21 protein-coding genes are annotated in these 16,746 nt (G+C 54.3%); 7 read left to right on the plus strand and 14 right to left on the minus strand.

The annotated features are described in order from the left end of the window. From CWM52_RS12400 to fkpA, 9 genes are all read right to left on the minus strand, one after another. On the minus strand, positions 1 to 142 hold a 142-nt coding region (locus CWM52_RS12400), incomplete at its 3' end, for a GTP-binding protein (RefSeq protein WP_074437493.1). A 70-nt stretch (positions 143 to 212) separates the two neighbouring features. Next, positions 213 to 2,327 (minus strand): elongation factor G, encoded by a 2,115-nt coding sequence (fusA, locus tag CWM52_RS12405; protein ID WP_100684399.1) that lies wholly within the window; start codon positions 2,325 to 2,327, stop codon positions 213 to 215. Between the two features lie 96 nt (positions 2,328 to 2,423). After that, entirely contained in the window at positions 2,424 to 2,894 is a 471-nt protein-coding gene (rpsG, locus tag CWM52_RS12410) for a 30S ribosomal protein S7 (RefSeq protein ID WP_004106370.1), read from the minus strand. 95 nt (positions 2,895 to 2,989) lie between these two features. Further along, positions 2,990 to 3,364, minus strand: coding sequence for a 30S ribosomal protein S12 (rpsL, locus tag CWM52_RS12415; protein WP_002920115.1), 375 nt, complete (start codon positions 3,362 to 3,364; stop codon positions 2,990 to 2,992). Between the two features lie 124 nt (positions 3,365 to 3,488). Beyond that, on the minus strand, positions 3,489 to 3,776 hold the full coding sequence (tusB, locus tag CWM52_RS12420) for a sulfurtransferase complex subunit TusB (protein WP_100684400.1): 288 nt from the start codon (positions 3,774 to 3,776) through the stop codon (positions 3,489 to 3,491). 7 nt (positions 3,777 to 3,783) lie between these two features. After that, entirely contained in the window at positions 3,784 to 4,143 is a 360-nt protein-coding gene (gene tusC, locus CWM52_RS12425) for a sulfurtransferase complex subunit TusC (RefSeq protein ID WP_100684401.1), read from the minus strand. Then, positions 4,143 to 4,529, minus strand: a complete 387-nt coding sequence (gene tusD / locus CWM52_RS12430; RefSeq protein ID WP_100684402.1) for a sulfurtransferase complex subunit TusD — start codon at positions 4,527 to 4,529, stop codon at positions 4,143 to 4,145. Before tusD ends, tusC begins: the two co-directional genes overlap by 1 nt. After that, entirely contained in the window at positions 4,529 to 5,251 is a 723-nt protein-coding gene (locus CWM52_RS12435) for a helix-turn-helix transcriptional regulator (protein WP_004868391.1), read from the minus strand. The genes tusD and CWM52_RS12435 overlap by 1 nt, the downstream gene beginning before the upstream one ends. Before the next feature lie 357 nt (positions 5,252 to 5,608). After that, on the minus strand, positions 5,609 to 6,439 hold the full coding sequence (gene fkpA / locus CWM52_RS12440) for an FKBP-type peptidyl-prolyl cis-trans isomerase (RefSeq protein ID WP_100684403.1): 831 nt from the start codon (positions 6,437 to 6,439) through the stop codon (positions 5,609 to 5,611). Positions 6,440 to 6,661: 222 nt separating this feature from the next. Here fkpA and CWM52_RS12445 point away from each other — a divergent pair, with 222 nt between their 5' ends. Further along, positions 6,662 to 6,880, plus strand: a complete 219-nt coding sequence (locus CWM52_RS12445) for a protein SlyX (protein WP_100684404.1) — start codon at positions 6,662 to 6,664, stop codon at positions 6,878 to 6,880. A 188-nt stretch (positions 6,881 to 7,068) separates the two neighbouring features. Here the strand turns inward: CWM52_RS12445 and slyD are convergent, their stop codons facing one another. From slyD to kefG, 4 genes are all read right to left on the minus strand, one after another. Continuing rightward, entirely contained in the window at positions 7,069 to 7,653 is a 585-nt protein-coding gene (gene slyD / locus CWM52_RS12450; RefSeq protein WP_100684405.1) for a peptidylprolyl isomerase, read from the minus strand. Positions 7,654 to 7,747: 94 nt separating this feature from the next. Then, positions 7,748 to 7,948 (minus strand): YheV family putative zinc ribbon protein, encoded by a 201-nt coding sequence (locus tag CWM52_RS12455; protein ID WP_015585624.1) that lies wholly within the window; start codon positions 7,946 to 7,948, stop codon positions 7,748 to 7,750. Positions 7,949 to 7,961: 13 nt separating this feature from the next. After that, positions 7,962 to 9,767, minus strand: a complete 1,806-nt coding sequence (gene kefB, locus CWM52_RS12460; RefSeq protein ID WP_100684406.1) for a glutathione-regulated potassium-efflux system protein KefB — start codon at positions 9,765 to 9,767, stop codon at positions 7,962 to 7,964. Next, positions 9,754 to 10,317 carry a glutathione-regulated potassium-efflux system ancillary protein KefG gene (gene kefG / locus CWM52_RS12465; RefSeq protein WP_100684407.1) on the minus strand — a complete coding sequence of 188 codons (564 nt, stop codon included), beginning with the start codon at positions 10,315 to 10,317 and terminating at the stop codon, positions 9,754 to 9,756. The genes kefB and kefG overlap by 14 nt, the downstream gene beginning before the upstream one ends. 173 nt (positions 10,318 to 10,490) lie before the next feature. Between kefG and CWM52_RS12475 the strand changes: the two genes are divergently transcribed. The 5 genes from CWM52_RS12475 to CWM52_RS12495 all read left to right on the plus strand — a co-directional run bounded on the left by CWM52_RS12475 (position 10,491) and on the right by CWM52_RS12495 (position 15,309). Then, on the plus strand, positions 10,491 to 12,395 hold the full coding sequence (locus CWM52_RS12475) for an ABC transporter ATP-binding protein (RefSeq protein WP_100684408.1): 1,905 nt from the start codon (positions 10,491 to 10,493) through the stop codon (positions 12,393 to 12,395). Positions 12,396 to 12,508: 113 nt separating this feature from the next. Beyond that, the gene (locus CWM52_RS12480; RefSeq protein WP_100684482.1) at positions 12,509 to 12,961 is read left to right on the plus strand and encodes an ester cyclase; all 453 of its coding nucleotides are present in this window, start codon (positions 12,509 to 12,511) and stop codon (positions 12,959 to 12,961) included. A gap of 207 nt (positions 12,962 to 13,168) precedes the next feature. Then, complete coding sequence (locus CWM52_RS12485; RefSeq protein ID WP_100684483.1) at positions 13,169 to 14,191, plus strand: hydrolase; 1,023 nt, start codon at positions 13,169 to 13,171, stop codon at positions 14,189 to 14,191. Then, a complete protein-coding gene (locus tag CWM52_RS12490; RefSeq protein ID WP_004868412.1) occupies positions 14,188 to 14,406 on the plus strand; it encodes a YheU family protein in 219 nt (72 codons plus the stop codon). Before CWM52_RS12485 ends, CWM52_RS12490 begins: the two co-directional genes overlap by 4 nt. A 36-nt stretch (positions 14,407 to 14,442) precedes the next feature. Next, positions 14,443 to 15,309, plus strand: coding sequence for a phosphoribulokinase (locus tag CWM52_RS12495; RefSeq protein ID WP_100684409.1), 867 nt, complete (start codon positions 14,443 to 14,445; stop codon positions 15,307 to 15,309). Positions 15,310 to 15,369: 60 nt separating this feature from the next. Here the strand turns inward: CWM52_RS12495 and CWM52_RS12500 are convergent, their stop codons facing one another. Next, complete coding sequence (locus tag CWM52_RS12500) at positions 15,370 to 15,774, minus strand: OsmC family protein (protein WP_100684410.1); 405 nt, start codon at positions 15,772 to 15,774, stop codon at positions 15,370 to 15,372. Positions 15,775 to 16,080: 306 nt separating this feature from the next. On the opposite strand from CWM52_RS12500, the gene crp reads away from it, so the two are divergent. Continuing rightward, entirely contained in the window at positions 16,081 to 16,713 is a 633-nt protein-coding gene (gene crp / locus CWM52_RS12510) for a cAMP-activated global transcriptional regulator CRP (protein ID WP_000242758.1), read from the plus strand. The last annotated feature ends 33 nt before the right edge of the window (positions 16,714 to 16,746 follow it).

Genomic DNA, 16,746 nt, shown 5'->3' on the forward strand with positions numbered 1-16,746 from the left:
CGAATGCGCGAGCAGAACCACCGTAGGTTTTAGCCAGAACGGTAGTGATTGCAGCGGTCAGAGTAGTTTTACCATGGTCAACGTGGCCGATAGTACCGACGTTGACGTGCGGTTTTGTACGTTCAAATTTTTCTTTAGACACGGCTATATTCCTTACTATAGCGCTCTCCCCTTCAGGAGAGAGCACGGGATTTTGGTTTTAACCCTACGGCTTATTTACCACGGGCTTCAATTACGGCCTGAGCAACGTTGTTCGGCGCGTCATCATACTTCAGGAACTCCATGGAGTAAGAAGCACGGCCTTTAGTCAGGGAACGCAGCTGAGTTGCATATCCGAACATTTCAGACAGCGGAACTTCAGCGTGAATCACAACGCCAGTAACGTTGGATTCTTGACCACGCAGCATACCACGACGACGGCTAAGGTCACCGATGACGTCACCAGTGTTCTCTTCCGGAGTTTCTACTTCAACCTTCATGATCGGCTCAAGCAGAACTGGTTTCGCTTTCTTAAAGCCATCTTTGAAGGCAATAGAAGCGGCCAGTTTAAACGCCAGTTCAGAGGAGTCAACGTCATGGTAAGAACCGAAGTGCAGACGCACACCGAGATCAACTACCGGGTAACCTGCCAGCGGACCAGCTTTCAGCTGTTCCTGGATGCCTTTATCAACGGCCGGGATGTATTCGCCAGGAATTACACCACCTTTGATGTCGTTGATGAACTCGTATCCTTTCGGATTTGAGCCCGGCTCCAGCGGGTACATGTCGATAACAACATGACCATACTGACCGCGACCACCAGACTGCTTGGCATGTTTACCTTCGATATCGGTAACTTTCGCACGAATCGCTTCGCGGTAAGCAACCTGAGGTTTACCGACGTTCGCTTCAACGTTGAATTCACGCTTCATACGGTCAACGATGATGTCGAGGTGCAGCTCACCCATACCGGCGATAATGGTCTGGTTAGATTCTTCGTCAGTCCATACGCGGAATGACGGGTCTTCTTTCGCCAGACGACCCAGAGCCAGACCCATTTTTTCCTGGTCAGCTTTGGTTTTCGGTTCAACAGCGATGGAGATTACCGGCTCAGGGAATTCCATACGCTCCAGAATGATCGGGTGATCCGGGTTACACAGGGTGTCACCAGTAGTCACGTCTTTCAGACCGATAGCAGCAGCGATGTCGCCCGCGCGAACTTCTTTGATCTCTTCACGTTTGTTAGCGTGCATCTGTACGATACGACCGAAACGCTCACGTGCAGATTTCACGGAGTTCAGGATGGTATCACCAGAGTTAACCACACCGGAGTAAACGCGGAAGAAGGTCAGGTTACCCACGAACGGGTCGGTAGCGATTTTAAATGCCAGAGCAGCAAACGGCTCGTCATCGCTAGCGTGACGCTCAGCCGGAGTATCTTTACCGTCGTCCAGAATACCGTTGATCGCAGGTACATCAACCGGGGATGGCAGGTAGTCAACTACCGCATCCAGCATCGCCTGAACACCTTTGTTCTTAAATGCAGAACCACAGGTTACCAGGATGATTTCGTTGTTCAGAACACGCTGACGCAGAGCTTTTTTGATCTCTTCTTCAGTCAGTTCTTCACCACCCAGGTATTTCTCCATCAGCTCTTCTGAAGCTTCTGCAGCGGACTCGATCAGGTTCTGGTGCCATTCGTCAGCCAGGTCCTGCATGTCAGCCGGGATATCTTCATAGGTGAAGGTGACGCCTGCGTCTTCTTCGTTCCAGTTGATGGCTTTCATTTTCACCAGGTCAACAACACCGGTGAAACCTTCTTCAGCACCAATTGCCAGCTGCAGCGGAACCGGGTTCGCGCCCAGACGGGTTTTGATCTGACCAACAACTTTCAGGAAGTTCGCACCCATGCGGTCCATTTTGTTAACGAACGCAATGCGCGGAACTTTATATTTGTTTGCCTGACGCCATACGGTTTCAGACTGCGGCTGAACACCACCAACTGCGCAGTAAACCATTACTGCACCATCAAGCACACGCATGGAACGTTCTACTTCGATAGTGAAGTCAACGTGCCCCGGGGTGTCGATGATGTTAACGCGATGCGGTTCATACTGCTTAGCCATACCAGACCAGAATGCAGTAGTCGCTGCGGAGGTGATAGTGATACCACGCTCCTGCTCCTGCTCCATCCAGTCCATGGTGGCTGCGCCGTCATGAACTTCACCGATTTTGTGGTTTACACCGGTGTAGAACAGAATACGTTCGGTAGTAGTAGTTTTACCGGCGTCGATGTGCGCACTGATACCGATGTTACGGTAGCGTGCGATGGGTGTTGTACGAGCCATTTGATTCCTCGTTTATTTCTTTAGGCGTTCAGTTAAGTTATCCAGCACGGGCGACTTACCTGAAGCGCCCGCCTGGTGACTATGACTCCGAAGGGATTACCAACGGTAGTGAGCGAACGCCTTGTTGGCTTCTGCCATACGGTGAACGTCTTCACGTTTCTTAACTGCAGTACCTTTGTTGTCTGCAGCATCAGAAAGTTCGTTCGCCAGACGCAGAGCCATGGATTTATCACCACGTTTACGAGCAGCTTCTACGATCCAACGCATTGCCAGGGCATTACGACGAACCGGACGGACTTCAACTGGAACCTGATAAGTAGAACCACCTACGCGGCGGGACTTAACTTCGACGGTCGGACGAACGTTGTCCAGAGCGACTTCGAAAGCTTCCAGTTCATTTTTACCAGAGCGCTGAGCCAGGGTCTCCAGCGCGCTGTATACGATAGCTTCTGCAGTAGATTTTTTACCATCTACCATCAGGATATTTACAAATTTTGCCAGCAGTTCTGATCCGAACTTAGGATCTGGAAGGATTTTACGCTGACCAATGACGCGACGACGTGGCATGGAAATACTCCGTTGTTAATTCAGGATTGTCCAAAACTCAAAGAGTTTAGTTTGACATTAATATAAAACGTTTGGCCTTACTTAACGGAGAACCATTAAGCCTTAGGACGCTTCACGCCATACTTGGAGCGAGCTTGCTTACGGTCTTTAACGCCGGAGCAGTCAAGCGCACCACGAACGGTGTGGTAACGAACACCCGGAAGGTCTTTAACACGACCGCCACGGATCAGGATCACGGAGTGTTCCTGCAGGTTGTGACCTTCACCGCCGATGTAGGAGGTGACTTCGAAACCGTTAGTCAGACGAACACGGCAAACTTTACGCAGTGCGGAGTTCGGTTTCTTAGGAGTGGTGGTATATACGCGAGTACATACGCCACGTTTCTGCGGGCAGGCTTCCAGTGCAGGCACGTTGCTCTTTGCAACTTTGCGTGCGCGTGGTTTGCGTACCAGCTGGTTAATTGTTGCCATTAAATAGCTCCTGGTTTTAGCTTTTGCTTCGTAAACACGTAATAAATCGCCTCATATAATATGAGGACGCAGAATTTTAGGGCGGTGCCGAAAAGGTGTCAAGAAATATACAACGATCCCGCCATTACCAGGACAACTGTCCAGGATGTTTGACCGACATTCTGACGAAATCAGTATAGCCAACCCTGACGACACTGTCCGCAATTTGACCAGCCAGCCCGCGGGCATCGATATCGTCTTGCAGAGCATGAATGGTTATGGGGGCAGACTGCAGGATTTCAAGGAAGGGCCCGCCGACGATGGCCGCAATCACGCCATCGGAAAGCAGCAGGAGATCGTCGCCATCCTTTACCAGGCGCAGCATCGTATGGAGATCGGTATGCCACGGGGACGTGCTGAGTGTGTGGAGCATTCAGTCCTCAGAAACGCAAAATCACGTTGAAATCATCAAGCCGGGCGCGCAGCGCTTCGGGCTCAAGCCACCCGGCGTCTACGACCCACGACGTCCCGGCATTCAGGCCGCGTTCGCGGGCGGACGCTGCGCATATCCAGCACGCGTCAATATCGTACAGCGGTAAGAGTTTAAAGGTCGCGATGTAATCGCGGGCAAGCACCGCCGACGGCTGTTGCCCGGGCAGCAGCTGAAAGACGCCGTCGCCGACAAAGAACACGCCGATCTCATCGCTCAGCGCTGAAGTCGCCAGCAGCGCATCCAGGCCTTCCCTACCCGCAGCAGAACCATGCGGGGCAGAAGAAAAAACAAAGGCAACGCGTTTCATCAGAACTGCACCATCCGATCGCAGGTTAATGAGGCTTCGGCCAGCGCACCCAATCCGCTCAGCGTGAATCCAGGCTGCAGATTATGACCAGGCAACCCCGCCTGCTGAGCTTCTTGTTCATCGGTGACACCGCGACGCAGGGCTGCCGCCACGCAGATGTGCAGCGCGACGGCATGATCGTCATGTAGCCGCTGCCATGCGCGGACAAGGTCAAATTCATCGCTGGCGGGCGCAGTCAGCTGGTTTGCGTTGTAGACGCCTTCACGATAGAAGAAGACACAGGCCAGCTCATGACCCTCTTGCAACACGGCCTGGGCAAACTGCCAGGCGCTGCTGGCCTGCTGCGTACCGTAGGCAGGCCCCGTCACCGTAATGGCAAAACGCATTACTTATCCAGCCCCTGGAAATCGCCGCTCTTAAACTGACGAATATAGAGATAGACCGTATGTTTGGAAATATTCAGCCGATCGGCCACCTGGTTGATGGCATCTTTGATATCAAAGATCCCTTTCTCGTAGAGATTCAGGACAATCTGGCGATTTTTAGCATTGTTGGAAACATTGCGGTCGGCATTGACTTCTTCGATAGTGAACTCAAGAGTCTGAGCGACCAAATCATCAACGGACGAGGCAAAGTTAACCTGAGAGTTCACTTCCGGCGTTTCCGGCGGAATAAAGGTGCTCATTATCTGTGAGAACGGCACATCCAGGTTCATGTTGATGCACAGCAGGCCGATGACCCGGTGTTCACGGTTGCGAATGGCAATCGTGACGGACTTCATCAGGACACCGCTTTTGGCCCGCGTAAAGTAGCACTTGGATACGCTGCTGTCGGCCCCCGTCATATCATGCAGCATGCGCAGCGCAAGATCGGTAATCGGCGAGCCGATTTGGCGCCCGGTATGTTCACCGTTGGCGATGCGGATGGCGGAGCATTTCAGATCCTGTAAAGAATGCAGCACTATCTCGCAATGGGAACCAATGAGCATCGCTAACCCGTCCACAACCGCTTCATAGGATTTGAGGATATCGAAGTCGGTCTGGTCGAAAGGACGTTGATCCAGCAGGTCAAGCTCACTGGTTTCGTTGGTTAAAAGCGACCTGGACATGAAAAAAAGCACTCCTTTTCAGGAGCCTGTCATTTTTTACACAAAACCGTTCAAGGTGCGCCACGGTGCACGTCCGAGACATTCGTCACAACGAATTTGACCAGCCGTAAGCTGGCGCGGCAAGAGGCAAACCTGTCTCTTATCCCGTCTCAGGGCTGACTCCAGTGCGTAACCGGAATAAGCGGATGCAGCCAATGCAGAGGCAGCTTGAAGGATGAGGTGTAGCTTGTCAGGGCAGGCTCATCATCATTATTAAGCTAACTAAAGTAATACAGCGCTTGAGGCACTTTCCAGTTTTAATTATATCTGCCCCAAATAAAAAAGCCGCCGCCTTTAACGGCGGCGGCGTAAACCAGATTACTTCTTCGCGTCTGCGCTTTGCGCGTCAGCTTTGGCATCAGCCGCCGCTTCAGGCTTGGCATCGGCTTTCGGCGCCGGTTTGATATCCAGCAGTTCTACGTCGAAGACCAGCGTGGAGTTAGCCGGAATACCCGGGACGCCAGTTTTGCCGTAAGCCAGATCCGGCGGGATAACCAGCTTGATTTTGCCGCCTTTCTTGATGTTTTTCAGACCTTCAGTCCAGCCCGGGATAACGCCGTCCAGACGGAAGGAGAGCGGCTCGCCGCGAGTGTAAGAGTTATCGAACTCTTTACCGTCAATCAGCGTACCTTTGTAGTTCACGACAACCGTGTCACTGTCTTTCGGTGCGTCGCCGGTCCCTTCTTTCTCAACTTTGTACAGCAGGCCAGATTTAGAGGTTTTTACGCCCTTCTCTTTTGCGAAGGTGTCGCGATAGGCTTTGCCTTTCGCATCGTTTTCAGTCGCGTCTTTTTCCATTTTCTGCTGAGCAGCAGTTTTTACGCGGGTTTCGAAGGTTTGCAGGGTCTGCTCGATTTCTTGATCGGACAGTTTGCTTTTATTCGCAAAAGCGTCCTGAACACCGGCGATCAGCTGATCTTTATCCAGCTTGATACCCAGTTTCTCTTGTTCTTTCAGGGAGTTTTCCATGTAACGTCCCAGTGAAGCACCCAGCGCATAAGCAGATTTTTGATCGTCATTTTTAAATGCCGCTTTGCTATCCGTTGCAGGTGCCGTCTTCGCGGCAGCATCAGCCGCAAAGGTCAGCGGTGCATTCAGGGCGACAGCCATCGTGGTCGCCAGCAGCGTTACTTTAAACAGTGATTTCATCCATTTCTCCAGGGCCGGGGCATCTCACCCCAGGGTTATCGTAAAAAGCAAAAAAGGTACTATAAAACGTTGCAGAGCAAATCTACATACGGACCTTCCTGAATATCGCCAGTTTTCAGACTATTTTTGTATAAATAAGTTTCCTGTCTTACGCGAGGTTGCTGCGCGAAGGGTGAAAGTTGAGTAGAATCCGCTCGCGAGATAAGACAGAAGAGGTTACTCATGCACGACAGTACACTGGAGACTCGCCTGGCGGAGCTGGAAAGCCGGCTGGCGTTTCAGGAAATCACCATTGAAGACCTCAATAAGACCGTCACCGCCCATGAGATAGAAATGGCGAAGATGCGTGAACATATGCGCCTGATGGTTGAAAAACTGAAAGCCACCCAGGCATCGCATATCGCATCACAGGCAGAAGAAACGCCCCCGCCACATTATTGAGGCGTAAAAAAAGCGGGTTTCCCCGCTTGATTGTCTCCGGCAGCGCTATGTCTACCGGATTAAATACCCTAAGAATTTCGAGTCGCAGAACGGCGGCAGGCTTGAGAACTCCCGGCAGCATAGAGAACGATGTCACCGGGGTTTGAAAGCCAGGCCAATGCGCCTGGGGCTTGAAAGACAGACGGGTATTAGTGACAGCCGCAGCCGCCGTTACCACAACCGCCTTTGCCATGTTCATGACCGTGGTCGTGATCATGGCCGTGGCCGCCGCAGCAACCTTCATGATCGTGGTCATGCTCGTGGCCGTGGGCACCGTGCACGTGACCATGCTCCAGCTCTTCTGCAGTCGCTTCGCGAAGCGCAACAACCTCAACGTTGAACTTCAGATTCTGGCCAGCCAGCATGTGGTTACCGTCAACCACGACGTGCTCGTCATCCACTTCGGTGATTTCAACCGGCACTGGACCCTGGTCGGTTTCCGCCAGGAAGCGCATGCCAACCTGCAGTTCATCAACGCCCATGAAGACGTCTTTAGGAACACGCTGAACCAGATTTTCGTCGTACTGGCCGTACGCATCGTTCGCGCCGACTTCTACGTCAAATTTGTCGCCCACTTCATGGCCATCCAGCGCATTTTCCAGGCCGGAAATCAGGGAGCCGTGACCATGCAGGTAGTCCAGCGGCGCGCTTACCGGAGACTCATCAACCAACACACCGTCTTCTGTACGTACCTGATAGGCCAGGCTGACCACCAGGTCTTTTGCTACTTTCATGATATCTCCTGAGCATGGGAAGAATAGTGGCGCAGATTGTAGCGGAATTCTGCAGCCGTGTACCCTCTAGCTTAAAAAAAGGCGACGGATAACGCTAGTCCGGATGAAAAATGCCAATCACTTGCTCATCTTTGCGTACGTGCTCCTGCGCCTCTTTATCCGCCTCACGCATCTGGTGGCCACACTTAACACACTCAACAATATCGACATTATTCTCACGCCACATTGCCAGAGAATCCTGCGCCTGACACGCCGGACATTTTGCGCCGGCAATAAAACGTTTACGCACTGCCATCATGATTTGACCCTTATTCAAACTCATCCCAACCGTCAAGCTGCCTGCTCTCTTTCTGCATCTCGCGCTGGAAAATCTCTTCCAGCTCGCGGCGAGCCTCCCGCACGCGTGATATCTGCAGCGTATCAGTATTCACGGGCATTAACTCACGCAGCATACGCATATCCAGACGACGGAAGTGCAGCTGAGCACGCTGCGCCTGATGCGGATGCATGCCCAGGGTAATCAACGCTTTGCGCCCAAGTTCCAGCGCGCTGGAAAACGTTTCACGCGAAAATTGTTTCACGCCAGCCTGCAGCAATTCATGCGCCTCAACACGACCCCGGGCGCGCGCCAGGATATTCAGATGCGGAAAGTGTTGCTGGCACATCTCCACCAGCTTCATGGTATCTTCCGGCTCGTTGCAGGTGATAACAATCGACTGCGCATCCTCCGCCCCCGCCGAGCGCAGTAGTTCCAGCTGCGTCGCATCGCCAAAATAGACCTTATAGCCATATTTCCGCATCAGGTTAACCGCGCTGATATCGCGCTCCAGCACGGTGATCCGCATCTTATTGGCCATCAGCAAACGGCCAATAACCTGTCCGAAGCGGCCAAAGCCGACAATAATCACCTGCGGTTTATCGTCCTCAACCCACGGCGCTTCATCTTCCTCTTCCGGCTGGTTAAAGCGTCGGGAGAGAATTTGATCGATAAGCGTCATCAGCAACGGCGTCGTCATCATCGATAGCGTGACCGTCACCAGCAGCAGCGCCATCTGATCGTCTTCGAACAGCCGCAGCGAGGCCGGAAGTGAAAACAGCACAAACGCAAACTCGCCCCCCTGGCTCAGCACACCCGCAAACTGCATCCGCTCCGAGCTACGCACCCCGTATACCCGAGCCAGACCGTACAGCACGAAGCTTTTTACCGCCACCAGCACGGCAACGCTTGCCGCTACCCACAGTAAGTGGGTGTAGAGCACGCCCAGATTCAATGCCATGCCGACGGAAATAAAGAACAGCCCGAGCAAGAGCCCTTTAAACGGCTCAATGGCGATCTCCAGCTCATGGCGATACTCGCTTTCAGCCAGCAGCACACCAGCAATGAAGGTACCGAGCGCCATAGACAGACCGAGCGCGTCCATAAACAACGCCGAGCCCAGCACCAGCAGCAGCGTTGCGGCGGTGAAGACTTCCCGCACCCCGGAGCCAGCGATAAATCGAAAAACAGGTCGTAGCAGAAAACGGCCGCCAATCAGCATCCCACCGAAGGCCAGAACCTTCAGCCCGACGGTCACCCAGTTAAGATGGCCATCCCCGGAGCCAGCCAGCAGCGGTACCAGTGCCAGCGCAGGGATCACGGCCAGATCCTGAAACAGCAGCACGGAAAAACCCAGTTGCCCGGACTCGCTGCGACTCATTCCTTTCTCACGCATCAGCTGCAGCGCCATTGCCGTGGACGACATCGCCAGCCCAATACCGCCGACCACCGCCGCCTGCCAGGAAAAGCCGGTCACCATCAGTAATCCGCCGAGAATACCCGCGCTGAGCATGACTTGCGCCGCCCCGACGCCAAAAATGGAACTGCGCAGGCGCCAGAGCTTCGCCGGATTCAGCTCCAGCCCGATGATGAACATCAGGAACACGACGCCCAGTTCGGAGAAGTGCAAAATCTCATCGACATCGCTAATAAATCCCAGCCCCCACGGGCCAATGGCAATTCCGGCAAGCAGATAGCCTAATACCGCGCCGATGCCCAGCCTGGCGGCCAGCGGTACCGCCACTACGGCAGAAAACAGAAATAATACCCCCGCTAACAGCAGATCAGCGCCCTCCATTTATGCCTCCTGCCGCGATAGGGTTCGCCAGCCAGTCGCGATACGCGCGCGCATGATTTTTCAGGTCATCAGGCGATTGCCGGCGAGCCCAGTAGACAATAATCGGGCTCATCCAGTGCATCCGGCACATGCCGGCAGTCAGTTCAAATGGACGCAGGATATCGTTCATGGGATAGCGATTGGCATCACGTCGGTAGGCGCTCTCGGGCTCACCGGTGGTGATCACGCTACGCCAGTACTTTCCCGCCAGCTGGTTCCCTCCGGCGCCGCTGGCAAAGCCGCGGGTCAGCACCCTGTCCAGCCACTCCTTCAGCAATGCCGGGCAGCTCCACGTGTAGAGCGGATGCTGGAAAACAATCACCTCATGCTGGCGCAACAGATCCTGCTCATGGGCAATATCGATAAAAAAATCTGGGTAGTGTGCATAGAGATCGTGCACGGTGACATTAGGCAACTGTAAAGCCGGTTCAAGTAAAACCCGGTTGGCCACGGAATCCTGAGATTCTGGGTGGGCATACAGCAGCAAAACCTTCGCTGTCTGAGACATCATTCCCCTCCCGAACGTCTTCTGGTGGCCTGTACAACGGCTGCGTCCCGACGCAACCAGAATGACTTTGTGTATCATCTTCGTTTTGGGCTACCATTGCGGCCCGGTGGAGCAATTTGCTACCACATTACATTATCATAATGACAAACTAACATAGTCAGAACATACGGCGCCTTATGATTGTTTTCTCCTCGTTACAAATTCGTCGCGGCGTACGGGTCCTTCTGGACAACGCCACCGCTACCATCAATCCTGGCCAGAAGGTCGGCCTGGTGGGCAAAAACGGCTGCGGTAAATCCACGCTGCTAGCGCTTTTGAAAAACGAGATTAGCGCCGACGGCGGCAGTATGACCTTTCCGGGTAACTGGCAGCTGGCGTGGGTTAATCAGGAGACCCCTGCGCTGGCGCAGCCAGCCATTGATTATGTTATTGATGGCGATCGCGAATATCGCCAGTTCGAAGCCGATTTACACCAGGCCAATGAGCGCAATGACGGCCACGCTATCGCGACGGTGCACGGTAAACTGGACGCCATCGATGCCTGGACCATCCGTTCGCGCGCCGCCAGCCTGCTGCACGGGCTGGGATTCAGCAATGAACAGCTTGAAAGCCCGGTCAGCGACTTTTCCGGCGGTTGGCGGATGCGTCTGAACCTCGCCCAGGCGCTGATTTGCCGTTCCGATCTGCTGCTGCTCGATGAACCGACCAACCACCTCGATCTCGATGCGGTCATCTGGCTGGAGAAATGGCTGAAAGGCTACACCGGCACGCTGGTTCTGATCTCTCACGATCGTGACTTCCTCGATCCGATCGTCGATAAAATTATCCATATCGAACAGCAAACAATGTTCGAATACACCGGCAACTACAGCTCATTTGAAGTACAGCGCGCAACCCGCCTGTCACAGCAGCAGTCGATGTATGAAAGCCAGCAGCTGCGCGTCGCGCATCTGCAAAGTTATATCGACCGCTTTCGCGCCAAGGCCACCAAAGCCAAGCAGGCGCAAAGCCGTATTAAAATGCTGGAACGCATGGAGCTTATCGCCCCGGCTCACGTCGATAACCCGTTCCACTTTAGTTTCCGCGCGCCGGAGAGCCTGCCAAACCCGCTGCTGAAAATGGAAAAAGTCAGCGCTGGCTATGGCGAACGGGTGATTCTGGACTCTATCAAGCTAAACCTGGTGCCCGGTTCGCGCATTGGCCTGTTAGGGCGTAACGGCGCCGGCAAGTCGACGCTTATCAAGCTGCTGGCCGGCGAACTCCAGCCGCTGCACGGCGATATTGGCCTCGCTAAAGGCATTAAGCTCGGCTACTTCGCTCAGCATCAGCTGGAGTTCCTGCGCGCTGACGAATCGCCATTGCAGCACCTGGCTCGCCTGGCGCCTCAGGAGACAGAGCAGAAGCTGCGCGACTATCTCGGCGGGTTTGGTTTCCAGAGCGATAAGGTCAACGAAGAGACGCAGCGTTTCTCCGGTGGCGAAAAAGCCCGTCTGGTGCTGGCGTTAATCGTCTGGCAGCGCCCTAACCTTCTGCTGCTCGATGAACCGACCAACCACCTCGATCTCGATATGCGTCAGGCCTTAACCGAAGCGCTGATTGATTTCGAAGGCGCGCTGGTGGTGGTCTCGCACGATCGCCACCTGATCCGCTCTACCACCGACGATCTCTATCTGGTGCATGACGGCAAAGTCGAACCGTTCGATGGCGACCTGGAAGATTATCAGCAGTGGCTCAGCGACTCGCAGAAGCAGGAAAGCTCGTCGTCTGACGTGGCGAAAGAGAGCGGTAACAGCGCCCAGGCCCGCAAAGACCAGAAACGCCGGGAAGCGGAGTTACGGACGCTCACGCAGCCGCTGCGCAAAGAGATTACCCGTCTTGAGAAAGAGATGGATAAGCTCAACGCGCAGCTCGCTCAGGCGGAAGAGAAGCTCGGCGACAGCGGGCTGTATGACGCCTCGCGCAAAGCGGAGCTGACCACCTGTCTGCAGCAACAGGCCAGTGCCAAATCAGGTCTGGAAGAGTGTGAAATGGCCTGGCTTGAAGCACAAGAGCAGCTGGAGCAGATGCTGCAGGAAGGCTAAAGCCGGTTATGCTAAAGCAGGGGGCATAAACGCAGCGGCGCCGCGTTATGGGAATGCGCCGTTATCTGCCCCCGGCTAAAAACCGCAACACTCATCTGCGAAGAGGCATTGCCATGGTAAAAAACACGCTCATCTCCCTCTCACTGCTTTGCGCCCTGACCCACTCCGCCTTTGCCGCCTACACCGCGAGCGAATTAAAGAACAAAGAAAACGTCATCGCTTTTTATAATAAGGCGCTGAACGATAAAGACTTTGATGCCGCAAAAATCTACCTCGGAAAGGAGTATATCCAGCATAATCCTGGCGCGAAGGATGGGCCCGAAGGCTTTCGTCAATTCATCGCCTTTCTGAAAGACAAATTCCCCGACTCTCACAGCGAGATTAAACGCGTGATTGTCGACGGCGACTATGTCGTTCTGCACGTTGCGTCCACCGGCCGCGAGCCGGGCGTCACCCGGGCGATTATCGATATTTTCCGCCTCGATGCGCAGAACAAGATCGTTGAACACTGGGATGTTATTCAGACGGTTCCGGAAAAAACCGCCAGCGGCAACAGCATGTTTTGAGCCAGTCTCACAGCCATTCGCGCCGGGCGGTGGCTGTGTCCCCTTATCGCCTTCCCGGGCTGCGGGCCCTCCTTATCCCGCAAGCACTCATCATCCGGCGGTAATTTCGTGTAACCTATAGCACAGGCCGCAAGACCACATATTGGATAACCTGCGCACTTCATGCGCGGTATACTATTTTATAAGATGATTAACTGCTCTGGTGCTATGGTAGAAATCACCCCCACAGAAATGACGCCCCCCGAAGACGACTCGCGCGAGTTCCACCCTATGCGCGGCGTGGGCAATCGTCATCTGCAGACCATGCTGCCGCGCCTGATTCGCCGTAAGCTGGGATTCACGCCGCACTGGCAGCGCCTTGAACTCCCGGACGGTGATTTTGTCGATCTGGCGTGGAGCGAGGACCCCGCCGGGGCGCAACACAAACCGCGACTGGTCGTGTTCCACGGGCTGGAAGGCAGCCTGCACAGCCCCTATGCTCATGGCCTTATCCATGCGGCCATGCAGCGCGGCTGGCTGGGCGTGGTGATGCATTTTCGCGGCTGTAGCGGCGAACCCAACCGCAATAACCGCATCTATCACTCGGGTGAAACCGAAGATGGCAGCTGGTTCCTGCACTGGCTACAACGCGAATGGGGCACGGCGCCGACCGCCGCCGTCGGCTATTCGCTGGGCGGCAATATGCTGGGCTGCCTGCTGGCCAAAGAAGGCGATAATGTCCCGCTGGATGCCGCGGTTATCGTCTCAGCCCCGTTCATGCTCGAAGCCTGCAGCTATCATATGGACAAGGGCTTTTCCCGGGTCTATCAACGTTATCTGCTCAATCTGTTAAAGGCCAACGCCGCGCGTAAGCTGAAAGCCTATCCCGGTTCGCTCCCGGTCGATCTGCGCCAGCTTAAAGGCATGCGCCGCATCCGCGAGTTTGACGATATGATCACCGCCAGGATTCACGGTTTTGCCGATGCGCTGGACTACTATCGCCAGTGCAGCGCCATGCCGCGGCTCAGCGACATTACGAAACCGACGCTGATCATTCACGCGAAAGACGATCCGTTTATGGACCACCACTCCATTCCGCCACAAGAACAGCTCCCGGCAAACGTCGAGTATCAGCTGACAGAAAATGGCGGACACGTCGGATTCGTTGGCGGCACGCTGCGCAAACCGGAAATGTGGCTGGAAAGGCGTATCCCGGACTGGTTAACCCGTTGGTTGGGAGCACAAAAATGATTATTCCCTGGCACGATCTGGATCCCGAAACGCTGGATAACCTGATCGAAAGCTTTGTGTTGCGGGAAGGCACCGATTATGGTGAACATGAACGCTCGCTGGCGGATAAAGTCGCCGACGTCAAGCAACAATTGAAAAGCGGAGAAGCCGTACTGGTGTGGTCAGAACTGCACGAGACGGTCAACATCATGCCCCGCAAGCAGTTTCACGGCTAAGGCGGCACCACACATCGTTTTAATCTGGGAGTTGTTATGTCTGCCAAACATCCGGTGATTGCCGTCACGGGCTCCAGCGGCGCGGGAACCACGACCACCAGCCTCGCCTTTCGTAAAATTTTTGCCCAGCTAAACCTGCGTGCCGCTGAGGTGGAAGGCGACAGCTTCCATCGTTATACCCGCCCGGAAATGGACATGGCGATCCGCAAAGCGCGCGATCAGGGCAAACACATCAGCTATTTCGGCCCGGAAGCCAACGACTTTGGCCTGCTGGAAAACACCTTCCTTGAGTACGGGCGTAACGGTAGTGGCCAGTCGCGCAAATATCTGCACACCTATGATGAAGCGGTGCCGTGGAATCAGGTGCCGGGCACATTCACACCGTGGCAACCGCTACCGGAACCGACCGATGTCCTGTTTTATGAAGGGCTGCACGGCGGGGTTGTCACGCCGCAGTATAACGTTGCGCAGAATGTCGACCTGCTGGTCGGCGTGGTGCCTATCGTTAACCTGGAATGGATTCAGAAGCTCATCCGCGATACCAGCGAACGCGGCCACTCCCGCGAAGCGGTGATGGATTCCGTGGTCCGTTCAATGGAAGACTATATCAATTTCATTACACCGCAGTTTTCGCGCACCCATATCAACTTCCAGCGCGTTCCCACCGTCGATACCTCCAACCCGTTTGCGGCGAAGGGCATCCCGTCATTGGATGAAAGCTTTGTGGTGATCCACTTCCGCAACCTGCGGGATATCGATTTCCCCTGGCTGCTGGCGATGCTGCAGGGTTCGTTTATCTCACATATCAATACGCTGGTGGTGCCGGGCGGGAAAATGGGGCTGGCGATGGAGCTCATCATGACGCCGCTGGTGGAGCGCTTGATGGAAGGCAAAGCGATTTAAATTGGGCGGCGCGACAAAACGGTGTCAACCCGGTACGCTCGCGCCACCGGGTATCTGGCATTACGCCTCCACCACCTCAAACGAGTGGGTGATGTTCACCGCTTTTTGCAGCATCAGCGCCACCGAGCAGTATTTCTCCGCCGACAGATCCACCGCACGGGAAACCGCCGCCTCTTTCAGCTCTTTGCCGGTGACGATAAAATGCAGATTGATATGGGTAAACAGGCGCGGCGCCTCTTCCCGACGTTCAGACGTCAGCTTGACTTCACAGTTAGTCACGTTGTGGCGACCTTTCTGCAAAATAGACACGACATCAATAGCGCTGCATCCGCCCGCCGCCATCAGCACCATCTCCATCGGGCTTGGCGCTTTATCTCCGGAGTTGCCGTCCATCAGAATCTGGTGACCTGACGCCGACTCTCCGATGAAGGTTAACCCTTCCACCCATTTCACACGAGCTTGCATAAAATTTAACTCCAAGGTTGCAATTTTCCGGACAGATTACGCGTACATAACAATTCTCGCAACGGAAGGCGACCTGCATCATGCTGAAGCGAGACACCAGGAGACATGCGGCAAAAGCTATGCTAAAACAGTCGGGATGCTACAGTATTACATTGATGTACTGCATGTATGCAGAGGAGTTCACATTACAGGCTGAAGAAAAGTCACCAGCCCGTTTCCCAGGCATAGGGAAACGATACGATTGCATGCCCGGATGCCGTGTAGTGTCGGCACCCGGAGATAGCTTATAACAGAGGATAACCGCGCATGGTGCTTGGCAAACCGCAAACAGACCCTACCCTCGAATGGTTCTTGTCTCATTGCCACATTCATAAGTACCCATCTAAAAGCACGCTGATCCACCAGGGTGAAAAAGCAGAAACGTTGTACTACATCGTCAAAGGCTCTGTGGCTGTGCTCATCAAGGATGAAGAAGGTAAAGAGATGATCCTCTCTTACCTCAACCAGGGCGATTTCATCGGTGAATTAGGCTTGTTTGAAGAAGGCCAGGAGCGTAGCGCCTGGGTACGTGCGAAAACCGCATGTGAAGTGGCCGAAATCTCCTACAAAAAATTCCGTCAGCTCATTCAGGTTAACCCGGATATCCTGATGCGCTTGTCATCGCAGATGGCTCGCCGTCTGCAGGTGACCTCAGAAAAAGTGGGTAACCTTGCCTTCCTCGACGTCACCGGGCGCATCGCTCAGACGCTGCTGAACCTGGCAAAACAGCCGGATGCGATGACCCACCCTGATGGTATGCAAATTAAAATTACCCGCCAGGAAATCGGTCAGATCGTGGGTTGTTCCCGTGAAACCGTTGGCCGTATCCTGAAGATGCTGGAAGATCAGAATCTGATCTCCGCCCACGGTAAAACTATCGTCGTATACGGTACCCGTTAAGTCGATAAAAACGGCGTGTTGCGTCCGCAATAC

The sequence above is a fragment of the Raoultella sp. T31 genome, assembly GCF_002806725.1.
Classification (GTDB): Bacteria; Pseudomonadota; Gammaproteobacteria; order Enterobacterales; family Enterobacteriaceae; genus Klebsiella; species Klebsiella electrica.

What these genes read in the sequence shown, in the direction of transcription:
- fusA (WP_100684399.1), bottom strand. Translation starts at nt 2,327, where the DNA reads ATGGCTCGTACAACACCCATCGCACGCTACCGTAACATCGGTATCAGT.
- rpsG (WP_004106370.1), bottom strand. Translation starts at nt 2,894, where the DNA reads ATGCCACGTCGTCGCGTCATTGGTCAGCGTAAAATCCTTCCAGATCCT.
- rpsL (WP_002920115.1), bottom strand. Translation starts at nt 3,364, where the DNA reads ATGGCAACAATTAACCAGCTGGTACGCAAACCACGCGCACGCAAAGTT.
- tusB (WP_100684400.1), bottom strand. Translation starts at nt 3,776, where the DNA reads ATGCTCCACACACTCAGCACGTCCCCGTGGCATACCGATCTCCATACG.
- tusC (WP_100684401.1), bottom strand. Translation starts at nt 4,143, where the DNA reads ATGAAACGCGTTGCCTTTGTTTTTTCTTCTGCCCCGCATGGTTCTGCT.
- tusD (WP_100684402.1), bottom strand. Translation starts at nt 4,529, where the DNA reads ATGCGTTTTGCCATTACGGTGACGGGGCCTGCCTACGGTACGCAGCAG.
- CWM52_RS12435 (WP_004868391.1), bottom strand. Translation starts at nt 5,251, where the DNA reads ATGTCCAGGTCGCTTTTAACCAACGAAACCAGTGAGCTTGACCTGCTG.
- fkpA (WP_100684403.1), bottom strand. Translation starts at nt 6,439, where the DNA reads ATGAAATCACTGTTTAAAGTAACGCTGCTGGCGACCACGATGGCTGTC.
- CWM52_RS12445 (WP_100684404.1), top strand. Translation starts at nt 6,662, where the DNA reads ATGCACGACAGTACACTGGAGACTCGCCTGGCGGAGCTGGAAAGCCGG.
- slyD (WP_100684405.1), bottom strand. Translation starts at nt 7,653, where the DNA reads ATGAAAGTAGCAAAAGACCTGGTGGTCAGCCTGGCCTATCAGGTACGT.
- CWM52_RS12455 (WP_015585624.1), bottom strand. Translation starts at nt 7,948, where the DNA reads ATGGCAGTGCGTAAACGTTTTATTGCCGGCGCAAAATGTCCGGCGTGT.
- kefB (WP_100684406.1), bottom strand. Translation starts at nt 9,767, where the DNA reads ATGGAGGGCGCTGATCTGCTGTTAGCGGGGGTATTATTTCTGTTTTCT.
- kefG (WP_100684407.1), bottom strand. Translation starts at nt 10,317, where the DNA reads ATGATGTCTCAGACAGCGAAGGTTTTGCTGCTGTATGCCCACCCAGAA.
- CWM52_RS12475 (WP_100684408.1), top strand. Translation starts at nt 10,491, where the DNA reads ATGATTGTTTTCTCCTCGTTACAAATTCGTCGCGGCGTACGGGTCCTT.
- CWM52_RS12480 (WP_100684482.1), top strand. Translation starts at nt 12,509, where the DNA reads ATGGTAAAAAACACGCTCATCTCCCTCTCACTGCTTTGCGCCCTGACC.
- CWM52_RS12485 (WP_100684483.1), top strand. Translation starts at nt 13,169, where the DNA reads ATGGTAGAAATCACCCCCACAGAAATGACGCCCCCCGAAGACGACTCG.
- CWM52_RS12490 (WP_004868412.1), top strand. Translation starts at nt 14,188, where the DNA reads ATGATTATTCCCTGGCACGATCTGGATCCCGAAACGCTGGATAACCTG.
- CWM52_RS12495 (WP_100684409.1), top strand. Translation starts at nt 14,443, where the DNA reads ATGTCTGCCAAACATCCGGTGATTGCCGTCACGGGCTCCAGCGGCGCG.
- CWM52_RS12500 (WP_100684410.1), bottom strand. Translation starts at nt 15,774, where the DNA reads ATGCAAGCTCGTGTGAAATGGGTGGAAGGGTTAACCTTCATCGGAGAG.
- crp (WP_000242758.1), top strand. Translation starts at nt 16,081, where the DNA reads ATGGTGCTTGGCAAACCGCAAACAGACCCTACCCTCGAATGGTTCTTG.